The sequence below is a fragment of the Lysobacter sp. Root916 genome, from assembly GCF_001429785.1.
In the GTDB taxonomy this organism is placed as follows: Bacteria; Pseudomonadota; Gammaproteobacteria; order Xanthomonadales; family Xanthomonadaceae; genus Lysobacter.
Window position 1 is genome coordinate 970,803 of record NZ_LMJF01000001.1, and the last position, 21,241, is coordinate 992,043.

Here is a 21,241-nt window from a genome sequence, read left to right on the forward strand (position 1 = left end):
GCCGCGGCTGCACCGGCGACGGGCCCGGCGAGGCCGGCTCCGGCCCGTTATACTCACGAGGCTGTGCGGCGTTTTCGCTGCATATCGTCTATAGTAATCAGTAATTTAGACGAACAACTTCATCTTCCTTGGTATCTACGGCAGCGCCTCGCAGGCGCGCCAGAGGCAACCCCGCCGCATGCGTCTGTCCACGATCAAGCTCTCCGGTTTCAAGTCCTTCGTCGATCCGACCACGTTGCACCTGCCCACCAACATGACCGGCGTGGTCGGTCCCAACGGCTGCGGCAAGTCCAACATCATCGACGCGGTGCGCTGGGTGATGGGCGAGAGCTCGGCCAGCCGACTGCGCGGCGACTCGCTGACCGACGTGATCTTCGCCGGCTCCTCGGCGCGCAAGCCGGTGTCGCAGGCGATGGTCGAGCTGATCTTCGACAACTCCGACCACACCATCACCGGCGAATTCGCGGCCTTCAACGAGATCTCGGTCAAGCGCACGGTCAGCCGCGACGGCACCAGCCAGTACTACCTCAACGGCGGCAAGTGCCGTCGTCGCGACATCACCGATCTGTTCCTCGGCACCGGCCTGGGCCCGCGCAGCTACTCGATCATCGAACAGGGCATGATCAGCCAGATCATCGAGGCCAAGCCCGAGGAACTGCGCGTCTACCTGGAAGAGGCCGCCGGCATCTCCAAGTACAAGGAGCGCCGCAAGGAAACCGAGACCCGCATCCGCCACACCCGCGAAAACCTCGACCGCCTCAACGACCTGCGCGAGGAAGTCGGCAAGCAGCTCGAACACCTGCGCCGCCAGGCCCGCCAGGCCGAGCAGTACCAGGCGATCCAGGCCGAGCGCCGGGTCAAGGACGCCGAGTGGAAGGCGCTGGAACACCGCGCCCTGGACCAGAAACTGCAGGCGCAGCGCGAGAAGCTGTCGCAGCAGGAAACCCGCCTGCAGCAGCTGATCGCCGAGCAGCGCGAGGCCGAGCGCGAGCTCGAGACCGGACGCGTGCGCCGCGAGGAAGCCGCCGAAGCGCTCAACAAGGCCCAGGCCGCCAGTTACGAAGTCGGCGGCGCCTTGGCCCGGATCGAACAGCAGATCCAGCACCAGCGCGAGATGACCACCCGCCTGCAGCGCGCGCGCGACGAAGCCGCCGCGCAGCTGGCCGAACTGGGCAGCCACATGGGCAGCGACCAGGAACGCCTGGACGCGCTGCGCGCCGCGGTCGAGGACGCCGAGCCGCGCCTGGAAGCGCTGCGCGACAACGACGAAGCGCGCCAGGAAGCCCTGCGCGACGCCGAGACCAAGCTCAACGACTGGCAGCAGCGCTGGGACGCGCACAGCCGCGCCCAGTCCGAGGCCGCGCGCGCGGCCGACGTCGAGCGCACCCGCATCGAGGGCCTGGACCGCCAGAGCCTGGACGCCGAACGCCGGCGCGAAGCCCTGTCCAACGAGCGCACCGGCCTGGACCTGAGCGCGCTGGCGGCCGCCTTCGAACAGATCCAGAGCCAGCACGACGTCCAGAAGGAATCGCTGGAAGGCCTGACCCACGAACTCGAAACCCGCAAGGCCAGCGTCACCGAGCTGCAGGAACAGCAGCGCGGCACCCAGTCCGAACTGGCCGAAGCGCGCAAGCAGGCGCAGGCCGCGCGCGGCCGCCTGTCCTCGCTGGAAACCTTGCAGCACGCCGCGCTGGGCCAGGAGCAGGGCGCGGCGGTGAACTGGCTCAAGAGCCGCGGCCTGGACAGCGCCGCGCGCGTGGGCGAGCGTCTGGACGTCGACGCCGGCTGGGAGAACGCGGTCGAAAGCGCGCTCGGCCAACTCATCGAGGGCGTGCTGGTCGACGCCCCGGAGTCCCTGGTCGACGCGATCGGCGAACTCGCCGACGGCCGCCTCAGCCTGGTGTCGCCCGAGGCCGACGACAGCGTGTATCCGCCGACCTCGCTGGCCGCCAAGGTGCGCGGCCCGCGCGCGATCCGGCGCCTGCTCGCGCGCCTGCACACGGCGGAGGATCTGGCCGCGGCGCGTGCGCTGCAGTCCTCACTGGACGAAGGCGACTCGGTCATCACCCGCGGCGGCGAGCGCCTAGGCGCGGGCTGGGTGCGGGTGCTGCGCTCCGGCGCCGCCCAGCAGGGCGCGCTGCTGCGCGAGCGCGAGATCCAGACCCTGCGCGGCGAGATCGAGACCCTGCTCAACCGCGAACGCGAACTCGAATCGCTGCTGGTGCAACTGCGCGACCGCACCCTGGCCGCCGAACAGCAGCGCGAAGACGCCCAGCGCGGCCTGTACATGGCCCACCGCGGCGTATCCGAACTGGCCGGCCAACTGCAGAGCCAGCAGGGCCGCCTGGACACCGCGCGCGGCCGCATCGAGAAGATCGAAGCCGAGCTGGAACAACTGATCCTCACCCTCGACGGCAGCCGCGACCAGGCCCGCGACGCGCGTGCGCGCCAGGAAGCCGCGGTCGAGCGCATGGGCGAACTCGAAGACACCCGCCTGGCGCTGGAATCCGAGCGCCGCAGCCTGGGCGACGCGCGCGAAGCCGCGCGCAACGCCGCGCGCGAATCGCGCGACATGGCGCATGCCCTGGCCCTGACCCTGGAAGCGCAGCGCACCCAGATCGTCGGCCTGTCGCAGGCCCTGGACCGCATGGGCGGCCAGCGCGGCCAGCTCGACAACCGCCTGGGCGAACTCGCCGCGCAGCTGGCCGAAGGCGACCAGCCGGTGCAATCGCTGGAGACCCAGCGCCAGGTCGCGCTGGAACAACGCGTGCTCGCCGAGCAGAGCCTGACCAGCGCGCGCAGCCACCTCGACGGCATCGACAACGACCTGCGCCGCTACGAGCAGACCCGCCACCAGCGCGACGAGCAGGCCCTGCAGCAGCGCGAGGCCATCGGCCAGCGCCGCCTCGAACAGCAGGCCCTGGTGCTCAAGGCCGAGACCCTGTCGGCGGCGATCGCCGAGGCTGGGTTCGTGCTCGAGGACGTGGTCAACACCCTCACCGAGGACATGCAGCCGCAGGTCTGGGAGCGCACCGTCGCCGAACTCGACGGCAAGCTGCGCCGGCTGGAGCCGGTCAATCTGGCCGCGATCGCCGAGCATGCCGAGGCCGCGACCCGCAAGGACTACCTGGACGCGCAGTACACCGACCTCACCACCGCGCTGGAGACCCTGGAAGACGCGATCCGCAAGATCGACCGCGAGACCCGCGGCCGCTTCAAGGACACCTTCGACCGCGTCAACTCCGGCGTGCAGGAGCTGTATCCGCGCCTGTTCGGCGGCGGTCATGCCTACCTGGAACTCACCGGCGAGGACCTGCTCGATACCGGCGTGGCGATCATGGCGCGCCCGCCCGGCAAGCGCGTGTCCAACATCTCGCTGCTGTCCGGCGGCGAGAAGGCGATGACCGCGGTGGCGCTGGTGTTCGCGATCTTCCGCCTCAACCCGGCGCCGTTCTGTCTGCTCGACGAGGTCGACGCGCCGCTGGACGAAGCCAACGTCGGCCGTTTCACGGCGATGGTCAGCGAGATGAGCGAACAGGTACAGTTCCTGTTCGTGAGCCACAACAAGGCGACGATGGAAGCCGCGCAGCAGCTGTCGGGCGTGACCATGCGCGAGCCGGGCGTCAGCCGTCTGGTCTCGGTGGACCTGGCCGAGGCGACGCGTCTGGCAGGCGCGGCCTAAGCGGCCACGCCGGGATTAGTGATTTGGGATTCGGGATTGGCAAGAGCCGCTGCCCGGCCCGTGATGTCGCATCGCAACTGCTTTTTTGCAGTTAACTTAGGAGCCGGGAGCGGGTAGGGAATCGAAAGTCGGCGCAAGTGCTTCGACGAATCCCGAATCTCGAATCCCGAATCTCCGCTTTCAAAGGAGCAATCGATGTCCGAAGTGACCCTGCTGCGGATCGGCATCCTGATCGCCGGCTTGATCCTGATCGGCGCGATCGTGTTCTTCGGCCGTCCGCGCAAGCCCGGGCAGGGCAAGCGCGTGCCGCGCGAGAGCGGCGCGGATGCGCGCAAGGGCGAGGGCGGCCGTCGCGAGCCCACCCTGGGCGAGCTGATCGAAGGCGAGGGCGAAGCGGCCGCGGCCGGCGAAAGCACGCGCCAGGCCGAACTGGAACTGTTCGATCGTACCCTCGAAGGCGGCGCCGCCAACAGCGAACTCGGCCGCCGCGCCACCGAGGAATTCGACAAGATCGTCACCCTCTACCTGGCCGCGCGCGCCGGCGCCAAGCTGCACGGCCCGGACATCGTGGTCGCGGCCGAGAAGGCCGGCCTGGTCTACGGCCACATGGGCGTGTTCCACCGCCTGGTCGAGGGCCATCCCGAGCGCGGCCCGGTGTTCAGCGTGGCCAACATCATGAAACCCGGCAGTTTCGACATGGCCCAGATCCAGGCCCTGGAAACGCCGGCGATCGCGTTCTTCCTGACCCTGCCGGCGCCGGTGCCCGCGCTGGACGCCTGGGAAACCATGCTGCCCACCGCGCAGCGCATGGCCGAATTGCTGGACGGCGTGGTCCTGGACGAGCAGCGCAACGCCCTCGGCCGCCAGCGCATCGCCCATCTGCGCGACGAGCTGCGCGCCTACGACCGCCAGCGCGAAGCGCCGCCGCTGACGCGGCCTACGCGCTGGTAAGCGATCCCGCGCTTTAGCTCGGGTGCGCCGCGGCGACGTCGCGGCTCGAAAAGCAAATCCCCCTCGATCCCCCTTTTTCAAAGGGGGAAGACAATCGACCGTGCAAGGCCGGGAGTATCGGCTGCGACGATGAGCGTTACGGTTGGCGTTGCCGCCGTTACCGCCGTTACCGCCGTTGGCGCCGTTGGCGCCGTTGGCGCCGATGCCGCTGATGCCGCTGATGGCACCGTTGTCGCTGATGCCGCCATTGCCACCATTGCCACCATTGCCGCCGATGCCGCCGATGCCGCCGATGCCGCCGATGCCGCCGGTGCCGCCATTGCCGCCATTGCCGCCCATGCCCCCCACGCGCCTATGTCGCCGTTGCTCTCGCCGTTGCCGTTGCTGTTCCCCCCTTTGGAAAAGGGGGGCAGGGGGGATTTGCTCCACCCCACGCAAACTCACAAACCCAGCATCCCCAGATTCGCCCAAACCGGTCAAAATGCGCCGATAGCGCCGCAACCGCAGCGCCATGGACGCCCGCGATGACCGACTCCGCCAAAGCCGCGCAACGCGCCGCCGTATTGCGCCAGCAGCTCGAAGACGCCAACTACCGCTACCACGTGCTCGACGATCCCAGCATTCCGGACGCCGAGTACGACCGCCTGCTGCGCGAGCTCGACCAGCTTGAAGCCGCGCATCCCGAGCTGCTCACGCCCGATTCGCCGACCCAGCGCGTCGGCAACGCGCCGTCCTCGGCCTTCGCCGAGGTCCGTCACGCGATTCCGATGCTGTCGCTGGGCAACGCTTTCAGCGACGAGGAAGTCGCCGACTTCGAACGCCGCATCGAGGAGCGCCTGGAGCGCAGCTCGCCGAGCTTCTCGGTCGAGCCCAAACTCGACGGCCTGGCGATCAGCCTGCGCTACGAGCACGGCCGCTTCGTCCAGGGCGCGACCCGCGGCGACGGCGCCACCGGCGAGGACGTGACCGCGAACTTGCGCACCGTCAAGGCGATCCCGCTGCAACTGCGCGGCAAAGGCTGGCCGGACGTGCTGGAAGTGCGCGGCGAGGTCTACATGCCGCTGGCCGCGTTCAAGGCCTACAACGAGCGCGCGCTCAAGGACGGCGGCAAGGTCCTGGCCAATCCGCGCAACGGCGCGGCCGGTTCGCTGCGCCAGCTCGATCCGCGCATCACTGCGCAGCGTCCGCTGGCGTTCTACGCCTACGCGGTCGGCATCGTCGAAGGCTACGAGCTGCCGGCCACGCATTCGGCCACGCTGGCGCAGTTGCGCGAGTGGGGCTTCCCGGTCAGCGCCGAAAGCGATGTGGTCGCCGGCACCCAGGGCCTGCTCGGCTACTACCGCCGCATCGGCGAAAAGCGCGACAAGCTGCCGTTCGACATCGACGGCGTGGTCTACAAGCTCGACGACTACGCCGGCCAGCGCGAGATGGGCTTCGTCTCGCGCGCACCGCGTTGGGCGATTGCGCATAAATTCCCGGCGCAGGAACAGGCGACCACGGTCGAATCGATCGAGATCAACGTCGGCCGCACCGGCGCGGTGACGCCGTGGGCGCTGATGGCGCCGGTGCAGGTGGGCGGCGTGGTCGTGACCCGCGCCACCTTGCACAACGCCGATCAGGTCGCGCGCCTGGACGTGCGCAACGGCGACACCGTGATCGTGCGCCGCGCCGGCGACGTGATCCCCGAGGTGGTGCGGGTGGTGATCGAACAGCGCCCGCCCGGCACCCGGGCCTGGGCCATGCCCGAGACCTGTCCGCAGTGCGGCTCGGAGCTGGTGCGCGAGGAAGGCGAGGTGGTCTGGCGCTGCTCGGGCGAGCTGATCTGCCCGGCTCAGCGCAAGGAAGCCATCATTCATTTCGCTTCGCGCCGCGCCATGGACATCGAAGGCCTGGGCGAGCGTTATGTCGAGGTGCTGTCGGACCTGGGCTATGTGCAGTCGGTGGCCGATCTGTACAAGCTGGGCCTGGACGACCTGCTGGAGATGAAGCGCCGTGCGGACGAGCGCGACGGCACCACGCCGGAAACGGTCAAGGCCGGCAAGGTCGCGACCAAGTGGGCCGACAATCTGATCGAGGCGATCGACCACAGCCGCGCGACCACGCTCGAACGCTTCCTGTTCGCGCTCGGCATCCAGCACGTCGGCGAGAGCACCGCCAAGGCGCTCGCGGTCTGGTTCGGCGATCTGGCCCTGATCCGCCATCTGCCCTGGCCCATGTTCAAGCGCGTGCCGGACATCGGCGGCGAAGTCGCGCGTTCGCTGGGCCATTTCCTGGACCAGCCTGGCAACCAGCAGGTGATCGACGACCTGCTCGCGCGCGGCGTGACCATTACCGACACCCATGAGCCTACGCCCAAGCTCGCTCCGGATCTGAATCTGGCGACCTTGTTGGTGGATATGGAAATTCCCAAGGTCACCCGCATCCGCGCCGAACAGCTGGCCGCCGCGTTCGCGGATGCGGCCAAGCTGGCGGCCGCGCCCGAGCACGCCTACGTCACCGCCGGCCTGCCCGCCGACAGCGCGCAGGCCTTCGCCCTGTGGCGCGACGACGCCGACAACGCGGCCCTGCTACAACGCGTGGGCGCGGCGTTGGCGCAACTGCAGGCGCGCCTGCCCGATGCGGCCGCGGCGGCCGCGGCCGCCGGCCCGCTGGACGGCCAGACCGCCGTGCTCACCGGCAGCCTCAGCGCCTTGTCGCGCGATCAGGCCAAGGATCACTTGGAAGCGCTGGGCGCCAAGGTCGCCGGCAGCGTGTCCAAGAAGACCAGCTTCGTGGTCGCCGGCGAGGCCGCCGGTTCCAAGCTCGACAAGGCCCAGGAGCTGGGCGTGCCGATCTGGGACGAGGCGCAGTTGCTCGCGTTCCTGGCCGAACACGGCCGCTCGGTCCCGTGAGCGAGACCGGCGCACGCGACTGGCGGCCATCGGCGAGCTTCGAGGCGCTGCGCCTGCGCGCGGCGCTCAATGCGCGCATCCGCGAATTCTTCGCCCAGCGCGGCGTGACCGAGGTCGAGACCCCGGTGTTGTCGATGGCCGGCAACACCGACCCCAACATCGCCTCGTTCTCGCTGCAATTCAGCGGCCGCACCGACGGCGCACCGCGCACGCGCTGGCTGCGCACGTCGCCCGAATACCCGCTCAAGCGTCTGCTCGCGGCCGGCTTCGGCGACTGTTACGAACTCGGCCGGGTGTTTCGCGACGGCGAGGCCGGCGGCCGCCACAACCCCGAATTCAGCATGCTCGAGTGGTACCGGCTGGGCTACGACCATCAGGATTTGATCGCCGAGACTGCCGAACTGATCCAGGCCGCGTTGGCCCTGGTCGGGCGCGAGGCGGCGCTGGAACGCGTGGCCTATCGCGAGCTTTATCAACAGCGCCTGGGTCTGGATCCGCTGAGCGCCGACGAAGCCGAATTGCGCGCCGCCTTGGGCGAGCTGGTGATCGATCCCGAGGGCCTGGGCCGCGACGATTGGCTGGATCTGCTGATGACCCACCGCCTGCAGCCCGGCTTCGCGTCCGATCGCCTGCTCGCCGTCTACGACTACCCGGCCTCGCAGTGCGCGCTCGCGCGCGTGCGCGCCGGCGAGCCGCCGCTGGCCGAGCGCTTCGAGCTTTACCTGGGGCCGCTGGAACTGGCCAACGGCTATCACGAACTCGCCGACGCGCACGAACAGGGCGTGCGCTTCGCACGCGACCTCGCGCTGCGCGCGCAACGCGGCGCGCCCGCGCCGCCGCGCGACGAGGCGCTGCTGGCCGGCCTCGCCGCCGGTCTGCCGGACTGCGCGGGCGTTGCGCTGGGCGTGGACCGTTTGCTAATGGCGATGCTGAACGTTCCGCGCATCGCCGATACCTTGGCCTTCGATTTCGCGCGCGCATGACAAGCCTGAACGCAGAGCGCAAGTCGGCGCAGTTGCAAGATGTTTTGATTGACCATTCAGGTGCGCGGGGTAGAGTGATCGCGTATCGCAAGGGGGAGCTCGCAATGCGCACAGGTACTGCCGCGGCACTGTCGTTGGCGCTGGTCTTGATGGCCGGCGCGGGCGACGCCATGGCCCAGGCCGGCGGCGAACGGCTGTACGGCGACCGCGTGCTGCGTTGCGAATCCGATGGCGAAACCCCGCGCCAATGTCCGGCCGACACCACCGGCGGCGTGCGTCTGGCGCGGCGCCTGTCCGACAGCGACTGCGTCGAGGGCAAGGGCTGGGGCGTGAATCGCAGCGGCGTCTGGGTCGCGCGCGGCTGCAGCGCCGACTTCGTGCTCGGCCAGGGCGGCAGCGGCCGCGACAGCCGCAGTGGCGATCGTGTCATGCGGTGCGAATCCAAGGGCGGGCGCTGGAATCACTGCCGTGGCAACAGCGCCAATGGCGTGCAGCTGGTGCGCCAGTTGTCCAAGCGCCCCTGCATCCGCGACCAGAACTGGGGTGTGGACGCCCAGGGTCTGTGGGTGTCCGGCGGTTGCCGCGGCGAGTTCCAAATGCTGTCCGACGGTGCCACCGAGCCGGTCGCCGTCGCGCCGCGCGGCAAGGTGGTGCTGTGCGAATCGATCAAGAGCCAGGCCCAGCGCTGCGCGGTCGAGACCGGCGCTGGCGTGCGCCTGCACAAGCAGCTCTCGCGCTCGCAATGCGTGGAAGGACGCAGCTGGGGCTTCGACGGCAACGGCATCTGGGTCGAAGACGGCTGCCGCGCCGAGTTCGAAGTCGATACGCCGCGCGGCGGCTGAGGCCCCACCGCGGCGCCGTCGCGCGCCGTCGCCACCTGCCATAAGTCCGGGCGACTGCCGCCCCCTGCGCGCGGCATACTTGCGCCCATGCGCGCCGCTGTCCGGCCGCGACCCCGGGACTCGTTAAGCGGCAGATAAACGCATCCGAATCGGGTCCGGCGCGGTGCCGAAATCTTGAGCCTGCGTTAAGCGGGCGTGGATAAAGTTGCAGCCAACTGACAAAGGAGTGACGGACATGTTCGTACGCATCGTTTCCTGTTTCGCCCTGGCGCTGGGTTTCAGCGCGACCGCACAGGCGGCGCCGCAATACGATTCCGGTTACTACGGCGGCGGTCAGCAGACCATCCGCTGCGAGTCCGACGACGGCCGCAACCGTCAATGCTATGCCGACACCCGCGGCGGCGTGCGCCTGGTCCGCCAGTTCTCCAAGTCGCAGTGCATCCAGGGCAGCACCTGGGGCTACAACCGCGACACCATCTGGGTCAGCGGCGGTTGCCGCGCCGAGTTCGAACTGGGCCGCGGCGGCGACGGTGGCTGGAACGGCGGTGGCGGTTGGAACGGCGGCGGCAATAACGGCGGCAACAACGGCGACACCGTGCGCTGCGAATCCGACGACGGCCGTTACCGCACCTGCGCCATCGGCGGCAACCGCGCGCGCCTGGTGCGCCAGCTTTCGAAGTCGCCCTGCGTGGAAGGCCAGAGCTGGGGCTCGCAACGCGGCAGCGTGTGGGTCAGCAACGGCTGCCGCGGCGAGTTCAGCAGCGGCCGCGGCGGCGGTGGCTGGAACGGTGGCGGCTGGAACGGCGGCAACAACCAGTGGCGCACCGTGGTGTGCGAATCCAACGACGGTCGCGAGGGCCGCATGCGTCGCTGCAATACCAGCATCCGCGACGGCGCGCGCCTGATCCGCCAGAAGTCCAAGGGCGCCTGCATCGAAGGCCAGACCTGGGGCTGGGATCAGAACGGCATCTGGGTGCAGATGGGCTGCCGCGGCGAGTTCAGCGTGCGCTGATCGCCCGCGCCAGCGCTTGAGGACGACGGGCCCCGCGGCGACGCGGGGCCCGTTTTCGTTGGCGCTTTCGCGCGCCCGCAACCAGGGCCTGGCGCGGCTGCGATAAACTGCGCGCATGAACGACATCGACTTCGACCGCTACGACCGCATTCGCCCGATCCGCTGGACCGGCGACGCCCTGGAACTGCTGGATCAGCGCCGCCTGCCGTTCCACGTCGAATACGTGCGTTGCCAGGACAGCGACGCGGTCGCGGCCGCGATCCACGCCCTGACCGTGCGCGGCGCCCCGGCGATCGGCATCGCCGCCGCCTGGGGCGTGGTGCTGGCCGCGCGCGATATCCAGGCCGACGACGGCGCCGGCGCACTGGCCGCGCTGGAACCTGCGCTGCAGCGGCTCAACGCCGCGCGTCCGACCGCGGTCAACCTGGCCTGGGCGCTGGCGCGCATGCGCCGCAGCCTGAGCGGGGCGGGCGCCGATTGGCGCGCCACGCTCGCGCGCGAGGCCCAGGCGATCGCCGACGAGGACCTGGCCGCCAACCGCCGCATGGGCGCGCTGGGCGCGGCCCTGATCGCGCCCGGCAGCGGCGTGCTCACCCATTGCAACACCGGCTCGCTGGCCACCGCTGGCTTCGGCACCGCGCTGGGCGTGATCCGCGCCGGTGTCGCCCAGGGCCGCATCGACCAGGTCTACGCCGGCGAGACCCGGCCCTGGCTGCAGGGCGCGCGCCTGACCGTGTGGGAACTGCAGCAGGACGGCATCGCGCCGATCCTGATCGCCGACTCCGCCGCCGCGCATCTGATGAAGAGCGGGCGCGTGCAGTGGGTGGTGGTCGGCGCCGATCGCATCTGCGCCAACGGCGACACCGCCAACAAGATCGGCACCTACCAGCTCGCGATCGCCGCGCGCCATCACGGGGTCAAATTCATGGTCGCCGCGCCGTCCTCGACGGTCGACATGGCCACCGCCTCGGGCGAGGCGATCGAGATCGAGGAGCGCGATCCCGGCGAGCTGTTCGCGGTCGGCGGGGTGCGCACGGCGGCCGAGCAGGTCGGCGCCTGGAACCCGGTGTTCGACGTCACCCCGCACGAACTGATCGACGCCATCGTCACCGAGCGCGGCGTAATCGAGCGTCCCGACGCGCAGGCGATGCGGGCCGCGTTCGCGGCCTGATCGCCGCGCCTGTCGCGCGGCTGCGCCAAAGCCTGGAAAAGCACCCGCAAGTGCTTGTTTCTGCGTGGGAATCGGGCCGCTGTCCGACCCCGTTTCGTGCTATCATTTCCTGTCCTTTTGATGCCGCCTTGAGCGAGCTGCAGAACAGGCCCGCACGGGCAGGTTTCGCCGCCGTCCGGGGCGCCTAGCAAAACCGCTCAGCACGGAACCCTGATGGCCGAACTCGCCAAGGAAATCATCCAGATCAATCTCGAAGACGAGATGCGTCGCAGCTATCTCGATTACGCCATGAGCGTGATCGTGGGCCGCGCGCTCCCCGACGTCCGCGATGGTCTCAAGCCGGTGCACCGCCGCGTCCTGTACGCGATGAGCGAGCTCGGCGCGCACAGCAACAAGCCCCATTTCAAGTCGGCGCGTATCGTCGGCGACGTGATCGGTAAGTACCACCCGCACGGCGATCAGTCGGTCTACGACACGCTGGTGCGCATGGCCCAGCCGTTCTCGCTGCGTTACCTGCTGGTCGACGGCCAGGGCAACTTCGGTTCGGTCGACGGCGACTCCGCCGCCGCGATGCGTTACACCGAATCGCGCATGGCCAAGCTCACCCACGAGCTGATGGCGGACATCGACAAGGAAACCGTCGACTTCCAGCCCAACTACGACGAAAAGGAACTCGAACCCACGGTCATGCCGACCCGGGTGCCGAACCTGCTGGTCAACGGCTCGGCCGGTATCGCCGTGGGTATGGCGACCAACATCCCGCCGCACAACCTATCGGAAGTGATCAACGCGACCATCGCCCTGATCAACGATCCGGAGCTGGACGTCGACGGCCTGATGGAATACATCCCCGGCCCGGATTTTCCGACCGCGGGCATCATCAACGGCACCGCCGGCATCATCGCCGCCTACCGCACCGGCCGCGGCCGCGTGCGCATGCGCGCGCGCGCCGACATCGAGGTCAACGAGGACACCGGTCGCGAGGCGATCGCGGTCACCGAGATCCCGTACCAGGTCAATAAGGCGCGGCTGATCGAGAAGATCGCCGAGCTGGTCAAGGAAAAGAAGCTCGAGGGCATCAGCGAGCTGCGCGACGAGTCCGACAAGGACGGCATGCGCATCTTCATCGAGGTCAAGCGCGGCGAATCGGCCGAGGTGGTGCTGAACAATCTGTATCAGCAGACCCAGATGGAGTCGGTGTTCGGCATCAACATGGTGGCGCTGGTCGACGGCCGCCCGCAGTTGCTGAACCTCAAGCAAATCATCGAGGCCTTCATCCGTCACCGCCGCGAAGTGGTGACCCGCCGCACCATCTTCGATCTGCGCAAGGCGCGTCAGCGCGCGCACATCCTGGAAGGTTTGACGGTCGCGCTGGCCAACATCGACGAGATGATCGAGCTGATCAAGACCTCGGCGAACCCCAACGAAGCGCGCGAGCGCATGCTGGCCAAAACCTGGGAACCGGGCCTGGTCGGCGCGTTGCTGGCCGCCGCCGGCGCCGAGGCCTCGCGTCCAGACGATCTGCCGGCCGGCGTCGGTTTCGCCGACGGCCGCTACCAGCTCACCGAGGCACAGGCCAGCCAGATCCTGGAAATGCGCCTGCACCGCCTGACCGGTCTGGAGCAGGAAAAGCTCACCGACGAGTACAAGCTGCTGCTGGAGACCATCCGCGGCCTGATCGAGATCCTCGAGAATCCCGACGTGCTGCTGGAAGTGATCCGCACCGAGCTGCTGAACCTGAAGGAAGAGTTCGGCGACGCGCGCCGCAGCGAAATCCGCGCCAGCGAAGAGGATCTCGACATCCTCGACCTGATCGCGCCGGAGGACGTGGTGGTCACGCTGTCGCATTCGGGCTACGCCAAGCGTCAGCCGGTCAGCGCCTATCGCGCCCAGAAGCGCGGCGGCAAGGGCCGCAACGCGGCGGCGACCAAGGACGAGGATTTCATCGACAAGCTGTGGTTGGTCAACACCCACGACACCTTGTTGACCTTCACCAGCTCCGGCCGCGTGTTCTGGCTGCCGGTGCACCAGTTGCCGGAGGCCGGGCCTAACGCGCGCGGCCGTCCGATCATCAACTGGCTGGCGCTGGAAGCCGGCGAGCAGGTCCAGGCCGTGCTGCCGGTGCGCGAGTACGACGACCAGCACTTCGTGTTCTTCGCCACCCGCAAGGGCATGGTCAAGAAGACGCCGCTGACCGAGTTCGCCTACCGTCTGGCGCGCGGCAAGATCGCGATCAACCTCGACGAGGGCGACGCCCTGGTCGATGTGGCCCTGACCGACGGCCAGCGCGAAGTGATGCTGTTCGCCAGCAATGGCAAGGCCGTGCGCTTCGCCGAAAGCGGTCGCGAGGACGAGGCGGACAGCGCCGACGAGTCGGCCGAGATCGAGGGCGCCGAGGACGGCGTCGAGGCCGAGGCGGCGGGTGAGGGCGAAGGCGCCGACAAGTCCAAGCGCGGCAAGGGCGGCGTTCGCTCCACCGGCCGCAACAGCCGCGGCGTGCGCGGCATCAAGCTGGCTTCGGGCGAGATGGTGGTCAGCATGATCGTGATCGACGGCGACGGCGACATCCTCACCGCCAGCCAGCGCGGCTACGGCAAGCGCACTCCGGTCGAGGAGTATCCGTGCAAGGGTCGCGGCACTCAGGGCGTGATCGCGCTGAAGACCACCGAGCGCAACGGCGCCCTGGTCGGCGCGATCCAGCTCAGCGATCACCACGAAGTGCTGATGATCTCCGACGGCGGCACCCTGGTGCGTACGCGCGCGGCGGAAATCTCTCAGGTCGGCCGCAACACCCAGGGCGTGACCCTGATGCGTCTGGCAGAAGACGAGACCTTGCAGACCATCGAGCGCGTCGATGCTTCGTTGGAAGACGACGCGGACGAGAGCGGCGATGGCCTGCCGCCGATCGCGGATGCGGGCGACAAGGCAGGCGACGCGCCCAGCCCGGAAAGCTGATCCGCGGCCCGCGCTTGCCACGAGAACGCCACCTGCGGGTGGCGTTCTCGTTTGCGGCGTCCGGACGACGCGTCGCCGATCGGGATCGTAGCGTGAGCGTTCGTGTGGTTCGCGCATGCAGCGCGACGCTCAAAAGAAAAACCCCGGCCGAAGCCGGGGTTTTTTTATCGCATAGCCGTCGCCGAGCCGTTCCTTGGCCCGGATCGGGCAATCAGAACGTGATGCTCCAGCTGTCGATCTTGCCGGTGTCGAGCGAAGCGTTGTCGTTGACGCGCAGCTTCCAAGTGCCGTTCAGCGCTTCGCTGGTCAGGTTCTTGGTGAAGGTGCCGGTCACGTTGTCGGCGCTGCCGCCGGTGCGGTTGTGGATGTTGTACAGCGTGCCGTCCGGCGCGACCAGATCGACCTTCAGATCACCCTTGTAGGTGTGCAGGATGTTGACGGTGATCGAAGCGTTGCTCGGACCGTTGCCGGTACGACCGGAGACCGAGATCGGGCTTTCGACCGTGCTGTTGTCGGCGATCGGGAAGTCCGTGCCGTTGCTGTAGGTCTGGGTGCCGCCGGTGCCGCCGACCGTGACCGTGGAGGTCTTGGTGTTGGTGGCGCCGTTGTTGTCGGTCACCGTCAGGGTCACCGTGTAGGTACCCGCCGTCGTGTAGGTCTTGCTGGGGTTGGTGGCGGTGGAGGTGGTGCTGTCGCCGAAGTTCCAGCTACGCGAGGCGATGGAGCCGTCGCTGTCGGTGGAGGTATCGGTGAAGGCCACGGTCAGGCCGCTGACCGACGAGGTGAAGTTCGCCACCGGGGGAGCGTTGCCGCCGCCTGGGCAGTCGACGCCGACCAGCGCGAAGGCCGCACTCACGTCGGCGACGTTGTAGCCCAGATCGGTGGCCGCGGTCTCGACGCCGCAGGAGCCCTGGATGAAGTTGGTGCTCGCCGTCCAGTACAGCTGGTTGGCGCGGGCGAAGGCCTTGAACGCCTTCTGCGTATCCCAGCCCGAGGTGGTCGCCAGCTTCCAGAACGCCTTGTTGTACACGCCGGACGAGTAGTGCACGTCCATGCCGTTGGTGTAGTTCGAGGCGTGGCCGATCGAGCTGCCGTCCTGCGGCGGGTTGGCCATGTAGCGCAGGGCGCCGGTGGCCTTGAAGATCTGCGCGCCGACCAGGAAGTCGTTCGTGCCGTTCATGTAGTACTCGGCGGCTTCGCCGGCCATGTCGGAGAACGCTTCGTTGATGCCGCCGGACTGGCCGGAGTAGGTCAGGTTCGAGTTCTGCTCGGTGAAACCGTGCGAGACCTCGTGCGCCGACACGTCCAGGCTGACCAGCGGGTAGAAGGTCGAGCCGCCGTCGCCGAAGGTCATCGCCGAGCCGTCCCAGAACGCGTTCTGGTAGCTGTTGCTGTAATGCACGCGCATGGTCAGCTGGAAGCTCAGCGGCGGCACGCCCACGTAAGCGCCGTACATGTCGTAGACGACCTTGCCGAAGTAGTGCGCGTCGTTGAGCGGCGAATAGGCGCCGTTGATGGTCTTCACGGTGTTGCGCGGGCAGGTGTACGAGAACGCCGTGCTGCCGGTGGTGCCGTGATTGAGGTTGACCGTCTTCACGTTGGCGTTGTTCATGGTGCAGGTGCTGCCGCTCTGCGCCACGTCGAGGAAACCGAAGTTGGTGCCGTACTCGTACTGGCCGGTCTTCTGGTTGCCGCCGGGGCCGGTGCCGTTGGCGTGCGCCAGCGCGTCCCACTGCTTGAGCACGCGGCCGTCGTTGGCGTCGACGATCACGAACGGACGCGTCGGCGAACCGCCCTTGGCGGCGTCGGCGAAGTACGACACGACATAGGCCAGGTGGGCGCGGCCGCCGTCGTCGACATAGATGACCTGCTCGGTCTTCTCGTCGCGGGTGCCGAGCAGGCCCTGACGGTTGCCCAGGCCGGCGCGCTTGCCGACGCTCAGCGCCTGCGACTTGGCCAGCTTGGGCGTGACGCTGGGCACGTCGGCGTCGATGCCGTTGATCATCTGACCGAACAGCGTGCGCACGTTGCCGTTGGCGTCTTCGCTGACGACCATCTGCTCGCCGAAGATCCGCACGCCGCGATGGCTCTGCTGATAACGGTAGTGGCGGGTGCCGTCGCGGTCGGCCTTGATCGCGACCGCCTTGAGCGTGGACTGCGTGTCCAGCGCCAGCAGCTCGGCGTGACGCGCACCGGCATCGGCGCTGGCGCCGACGCTGGCCGCGGCCGCGCGATACTGCTGATTGAGCTGGTTGACGTTGCTCTGGTGCAGATCGACGCGTTGCGCCGCATCGGCCGCGCCAGCGGCCAGGACCAGGGCGGCCGCGGCCGCGAGTGCGTGCAGTTTCGGTACGGAATGACGATTCACTGGTGTTACCCCCGAAGCTAGTGTTGTTGGTCGGGCCGCGGTCGCGGCCGGCTCACTGCAGGTGGTGCATCCGCCCCCTGTCACCAACACGCCCTGGCCCTGCGCACTCGATCGTCCTTGTGCGTGCGGTAGGTCGTGGGTCTATCGGATGCCGCCGCGATGTCCTTCGCGACGGCGGAGCGACGCTAGGCCGGGGTGCAAATTGGGGTCAAAGCTGTGGAACTAAGTCACATTCGTTAAGGAATGAATGCGTACTGATGCAGTGCATGGCGCTTGCATCTGAAACCGTTTTTTTGCCGTATTTGGCGCGTGAATCCGGATTTCACGAGACCGCCATCGGATTGTAATAATGTTTTAAATATATTGTTGCAATGCACAAGGATTATGCGCGGTGCGGGTGGGGGTTTTGTCGCCTGAATGCGTTGATGATCTTATCCAGCGAAATCAAAGGCTTTCACGCTCACTAACATGAACGAGTAAGCGGTCTTGATTATTTTCAGCTAGATAATCAATCATCGAATGTGACCTAATTCCGCGCATAAGCGTGGGGGCTATTCCAGTTACGGCAGGAGCCGGTCTTCGCAGACGCTGACGGGCCCGGCGATGCGGATTCGATGAGCGGGTGTCCGCCGCGACCGCGACGCCGCGGAAGTCCGGCCTCCGTCCTCCAGCCAGGCACGGCCAGGCCTAGACCACCGATCTGGTGCACCTGGCGCACGGTCGCTAACCTGACCGCATGCCCCGCGCGCCCCACGCTTCGATCGAGATCCCGGCATTCGGACCGGCCGGCGCGCGGCGGCAGGGTGGAGGGCGCCGCGCCGATCGGGCCGGAGGCGACCCACGTTGATGGGCCGCGACGACAGCGATACCGCCTGCGGCGACGCCGACGTCGCGAACGAGGTTTGCGCCGATCCCGGACGGCGCCAGGCGCTGCGGGTGCTTGCCACCTGCGCCGCGCTGGGCGTGTCCGGCTGCGCGCGCGAGTCGCCGGACCGCGACGAACGCCGTCTGCGCGATATCGGCGGCATCGACGAAATCGAAGTGGGACGCGTGCTCAGACCGAACTCGGTGGCCGCGGTCGTGGCCGCATTGCGAAGCGGTCCAGGCGCGGTGTCGATCGGCGGCGCGCGTTGCAGCATGGGCGGCCAGATCGCCGCGGACGGATCGTTGCATCTGGACATGCGCGGCTTGAATCGCATGGTGTGGCTGGACCCCGCGCAGCGGCGCGTGCGCGTGCAGACCGGCATGTCCTGGCGCGAGTTGCAGGAGCTGATCGACCCGCACGGTCTGGCGGTTTCGATCATGCAAAGCTACAGCAACTTCAGCATAGGCGGCTCCCTCTCGGTCAATTGCCACGGCCGCTACGTCGGCAAGGGCAGCCTGATCCACAGCCTGCGCGCGCTTCAACTGATCGACGGCGACGGGCAGGTGCACGAGCTCAGCCGCGAGCGCGACCCGCGGTTGTTCCATGCGGCGGTGGGCGGCTATGGCGGGCTGGGCGCGATCACCGAGGCCGAGTTCGATCTCAGCCTCAACCATCGCATCGTGCGGCGCGCCGAGCGGGTGGCCTTGGACGAGTATCCGGCCTGGTTCGCCGAACGCGTGCTCGCCGATCCAGCCAGCGTGCTGCACAACGCCGACTTGCTGCCGCCACGCTTCGACGCGCCGGTCGCGGTGACCTGGAGCCGCTGCGCAGAGCCGCTGACCGTCGATGAACGCCTGATCGCGCGCAATGGCGACTACCGCCGCGACCGCAAACTGATCTGGAGCGCGTCCGAATTGCCGGGCGGCCCCTGGATGCGCGAGCGATACTCGGTCGAGAGGCTGCTGCGCGAGCGCGAGGTGGTCTGGCGCAATCGCGAAGCCAGCTTGGACATCGCTTCGCTGGAGCCGAGCACGCGCCGCTATTCGACCTATCTGCTGCAGGAGTACTTCGTGCCGGTCCCGGCCTTCGCCGAGTTCGCGCGCGCGCTGGCGCGGGTCCTGCGCGACTTCGAGGTGCACGCATTGAACGTTTCGATCCGGCATGCGCCCGCGGATCGGCAATCGCTGCTGAGCTGGTCGCCGACCGAGGTGTTTTCGTTCGTGCTCTATCACAAGCAGCGCAGCGGCGCGCGCGCCGACGCGGTCTCCGGACAATGGACGCGGCGCCTGATCGATCTGGCCCTGGATCACGGCGGCCGCCACTATCTGCCATACCGCCTGCATGCCACGCGCGAGCAGTTTCTACGCGGCTATCCGGCAGCGCCGACGTTCGCGGCGCTCAAGCGCCAGATCGATCCGCGAGGACGTTTCCGCAATCGGATGTGGGACAAGTACTTGCCGAGGTGAGGGCGGGCTCGTCGGGCGATGCCGCCGTGGCGCTTCCCGCTGGCGCAAGAGAAACCCCGGCCGTGGCCGGGGTTTCGGTGGGATCCGGAGCCGGGCGCGCGGGCCCGGTCGCGGCGCATCAGAAGGTGATGCTCCAGTTGTCGATGTAGCCCACGTCCTGGCCGGCCCGGTCGGCCGCGCGCAGGCGCCAGGTGCCGTTGAGCGCTTCGGTGGACAGGTTCTTGACGAAGGTGCCGCTGACGTTGTCGGCGCTGCCGCCGCTGCGGTTGTGGATGTTGTAGACCGAGCCGTCCGGCGCCAGCAGGTCCACGATCAGGTCGCCCTTGTAGGGATGGACGATGTTGACCGAGATCGAAGCGTTGGACGGGGCGTTGCCGGTGCGGCCGGAGACCACGATCGAGCTGCTCACGCCGGTGGCGTTGTTGTCGGGAATGTTGACGTCGGTGCCGTTGCTGTAGGTCTGCGCGCCGCCGGTGGAAACCGTGACGGTGGCCGTCTTGGTGTTGCTGGCGCCGTCGTCGTCGGTGACGGTCAGGGTGACGGTGTAGGTGCCGGCCGTCGCGTAGGTCTTGCTGGGGCTGGTGGCGGTGGAGGTGGTGCCGTCGCCGAAGTTCCAACTGCGCGTAGCGATCGTGCCGTCGCTGTCAGTGGAGGCGTCGGTGAAGCTTACCGTCAGGCCGCTGGCCGAGGAGCTGAAGTTGGCCGTCGGCGCGACGTTGGCACCCGGGTCGGCGCGGAACGCCGCCATCGCCGCCTTGGTCTGCACCAGCACGCGCTGGTTGTGGCTGAGGTTGGTGTTGCCCATCGGCACGCCGTTATAGCTGACGTCGGGGTTGGACCAGTAGTTCAGGCGCGTGCAGGCGGCGCCGCTGCACTGGTAGGCCATGATGGTGCGCCAGCGCGTGCCCGTGGCCGGTGCGTACTGGTAGCCGTGGCCGTAGGCGTAGGGCGTGCTGCTGGGGTCGTTGGTCGGATCGTGGCGCGCCGACAACAGGTGGCCGATCTCGTGGGCGAAGCTGTAGTAGCCGGTCGCGCAATCCCAATACACCGTCGCGAACGCGCTGGCGGCGTTGGAGCCGATCGAACTGGCGCGGCCGCAGTTGCTGTCGTCGTCGATGACCAGCACGTTGACGTCGGCGGCGTTGGCGTCGCGGCTGGCATGCACGTCGTCCATGTAACCGTCGCTGGTGCCCGCGAAACGCTGCACGTCGGTGGCGTGGCCGTCGCCGACCGAGGTGTATTGCACCGTGCGGTAGTTGGCCAGGACCATGTTGATGCCGACGTTGGAGTTGACGTAGCCCTGGTTGCTCTCGGCCACGGCCAGTTCGATCAACGCTTCCATGTCGCCGCCGTACGCGGCGACCGCCTGGTTGGTGGCGACCACCTGGACGCGGATGGTGGCGGTGGCACCGGGGTCGATCGCGGCCGCGCCGACCAGGCCGCCGCCGCTCACGGCGCGCGCCGCGGCGGCGCGCATGTCGATCTGCGGCATGCCGGCTTCGTTGTAGTCGGCCGCGTGATCCGGCGGCAGGCGGCTTTCGTCGACTTCGATCACCGCGTTGCTGCCGTCGGGCAGGGACTGGATGCGGTACAGGGTGCCGTCGACGCGCACGTTGCCGGTGATGCGGTCGCCGTGGCGGACCAGGGCCACCGAGTTGCGTTCGTCGACACGCACTTCGCGGGAGCCGCGCAAGGCCGCGGCGCCGCGCGAATCGCGCAGACGACCGAGCCAGACGGTGTTGCCGCGCTCGGTCTGGTGCGCGTCGTCCAGCGTGGCGGTGACCAGGCGCGAGCCCAGGCGCAGTTCGATCTCGCGGTTGTGCGCGCTGACCACCGAGGCGTCGGCGCGTTCGATGCGCAGGCTGCGGGTGGGGGCGGCGTGCGACAGCTGCTGGGCGGTGGCGAGCGCGGCGCGTTGCGGGGCCGGCGCCTGTCCGACGAACAGCGGCTTGGCCGCGAACGCTGGGGCGCTGGCGATGGACAGGAGCAGGGCGGCCTGGGCCAGGCGCGCTGCATGCTTACGGGTGGTCATCGGGTTCTCTCTCCCTGGTCGGC

The 21,241-nt window shown here is 68.5% G+C and carries 12 protein-coding genes and 1 pseudogene; 10 read left to right on the forward strand and 3 right to left on the reverse strand.

Annotated features, from left to right (window positions below):
- Window positions 1-178 precede the first annotated feature (178 nt).
- The 9 genes from smc to gyrA all read left to right on the forward strand — a co-directional run bounded on the left by smc (window position 179) and on the right by gyrA (window position 14,487).
- On the forward strand, window positions 179-3,682 hold the full coding sequence (gene smc / locus ASE35_RS04560) for a chromosome segregation protein SMC (protein WP_057163080.1): 3,504 nt from the start codon (window positions 179-181) through the stop codon (window positions 3,680-3,682).
- Between the two features lie 195 nt (window positions 3,683-3,877).
- Window positions 3,878-4,633 (forward strand): cell division protein ZipA, encoded by a 756-nt coding sequence (gene zipA / locus ASE35_RS04565; RefSeq protein ID WP_056174443.1) that lies wholly within the window; start codon window positions 3,878-3,880, stop codon window positions 4,631-4,633.
- A gap of 129 nt (window positions 4,634-4,762) precedes the next feature.
- Window positions 4,763-5,161 (forward strand): hypothetical protein, encoded by a 399-nt coding sequence (locus tag ASE35_RS04570; RefSeq protein ID WP_057163081.1) that lies wholly within the window; start codon window positions 4,763-4,765, stop codon window positions 5,159-5,161.
- Window positions 5,158-7,524 carry an NAD-dependent DNA ligase LigA gene (gene ligA / locus ASE35_RS04575; RefSeq protein ID WP_057163082.1) on the forward strand — a complete coding sequence of 789 codons (2,367 nt, stop codon included), beginning with the start codon at window positions 5,158-5,160 and terminating at the stop codon, window positions 7,522-7,524. Before ASE35_RS04570 ends, ligA begins: the two co-directional genes overlap by 4 nt.
- Window positions 7,521-8,507: an EF-P lysine aminoacylase EpmA gene (epmA, locus tag ASE35_RS04580; protein WP_057163083.1), complete on the forward strand. Its 987-nt coding sequence runs from the start codon at window positions 7,521-7,523 to the stop codon at window positions 8,505-8,507. Before ligA ends, epmA begins: the two co-directional genes overlap by 4 nt.
- Before the next feature lie 104 nt (window positions 8,508-8,611).
- Entirely contained in the window at window positions 8,612-9,349 is a 738-nt protein-coding gene (locus ASE35_RS04585; RefSeq protein WP_056174449.1) for a DUF3011 domain-containing protein, read from the forward strand.
- Window positions 9,350-9,584: 235 nt separating this feature from the next.
- Entirely contained in the window at window positions 9,585-10,361 is a 777-nt protein-coding gene (locus ASE35_RS04590; protein ID WP_056174452.1) for a DUF3011 domain-containing protein, read from the forward strand.
- Between the two features lie 115 nt (window positions 10,362-10,476).
- Window positions 10,477-11,532, forward strand: coding sequence for an S-methyl-5-thioribose-1-phosphate isomerase (gene mtnA, locus ASE35_RS04595; protein WP_056174454.1), 1,056 nt, complete (start codon window positions 10,477-10,479; stop codon window positions 11,530-11,532).
- Between the two features lie 213 nt (window positions 11,533-11,745).
- Window positions 11,746-14,487 carry a DNA gyrase subunit A gene (gyrA, locus tag ASE35_RS04600; protein ID WP_056174457.1) on the forward strand — a complete coding sequence of 914 codons (2,742 nt, stop codon included), beginning with the start codon at window positions 11,746-11,748 and terminating at the stop codon, window positions 14,485-14,487.
- 211 nt (window positions 14,488-14,698) lie between these two features.
- On the opposite strand, the gene ASE35_RS04605 is transcribed toward gyrA, so the two are convergent.
- Complete coding sequence (locus tag ASE35_RS04605) at window positions 14,699-16,855, reverse strand: M4 family metallopeptidase (protein ID WP_082576261.1); 2,157 nt, start codon at window positions 16,853-16,855, stop codon at window positions 14,699-14,701.
- 846 nt (window positions 16,856-17,701) lie between these two features.
- Between ASE35_RS04605 and ASE35_RS04610 the strand changes: the two genes are divergently transcribed.
- Window positions 17,702-19,186, forward strand: a complete 1,485-nt coding sequence (locus tag ASE35_RS04610) for an FAD-binding oxidoreductase (protein WP_082611113.1) — start codon at window positions 17,702-17,704, stop codon at window positions 19,184-19,186.
- Between the two features lie 118 nt (window positions 19,187-19,304).
- Here ASE35_RS04610 and ASE35_RS22250 read toward each other — a convergent pair whose 3' ends face one another.
- Both ASE35_RS22250 and ASE35_RS04615 read right to left on the reverse strand, forming a co-directional pair.
- On the reverse strand, window positions 19,305-19,934 hold the full coding sequence (locus tag ASE35_RS22250; RefSeq protein WP_343123517.1) for a PKD domain-containing protein: 630 nt from the start codon (window positions 19,932-19,934) through the stop codon (window positions 19,305-19,307).
- A pseudogene (locus ASE35_RS04615) lies at window positions 19,920-21,218 on the reverse strand (M12 family metallo-peptidase); the annotation flags it as partial. The gene ASE35_RS22250 and the pseudogene ASE35_RS04615, both read right to left, overlap by 15 nt.
- Window positions 21,219-21,241 lie beyond the last annotated feature (23 nt).

Coding starts and splice junctions, on each gene's coding strand:
- gyrA (WP_056174457.1), top strand. CDS start 11,746: ATGGCCGAACTCGCCAAGGAAATCATCCAGATCAATCTCGAAGACGAG.
- ASE35_RS04590 (WP_056174452.1), top strand. CDS start 9,585: ATGTTCGTACGCATCGTTTCCTGTTTCGCCCTGGCGCTGGGTTTCAGC.
- mtnA (WP_056174454.1), top strand. CDS start 10,477: ATGAACGACATCGACTTCGACCGCTACGACCGCATTCGCCCGATCCGC.
- zipA (WP_056174443.1), top strand. CDS start 3,878: ATGTCCGAAGTGACCCTGCTGCGGATCGGCATCCTGATCGCCGGCTTG.
- smc (WP_057163080.1), top strand. CDS start 179: ATGCGTCTGTCCACGATCAAGCTCTCCGGTTTCAAGTCCTTCGTCGAT.
- ASE35_RS04585 (WP_056174449.1), top strand. CDS start 8,612: ATGCGCACAGGTACTGCCGCGGCACTGTCGTTGGCGCTGGTCTTGATG.
- ligA (WP_057163082.1), top strand. CDS start 5,158: ATGACCGACTCCGCCAAAGCCGCGCAACGCGCCGCCGTATTGCGCCAG.
- ASE35_RS22250 (WP_343123517.1), bottom strand. CDS start 19,934: ATGGCGGCGTTCCGCGCCGACCCGGGTGCCAACGTCGCGCCGACGGCC.
- ASE35_RS04570 (WP_057163081.1), top strand. CDS start 4,763: ATGAGCGTTACGGTTGGCGTTGCCGCCGTTACCGCCGTTACCGCCGTT.
- ASE35_RS04610 (WP_082611113.1), top strand. CDS start 17,702: ATGGGCCGCGACGACAGCGATACCGCCTGCGGCGACGCCGACGTCGCG.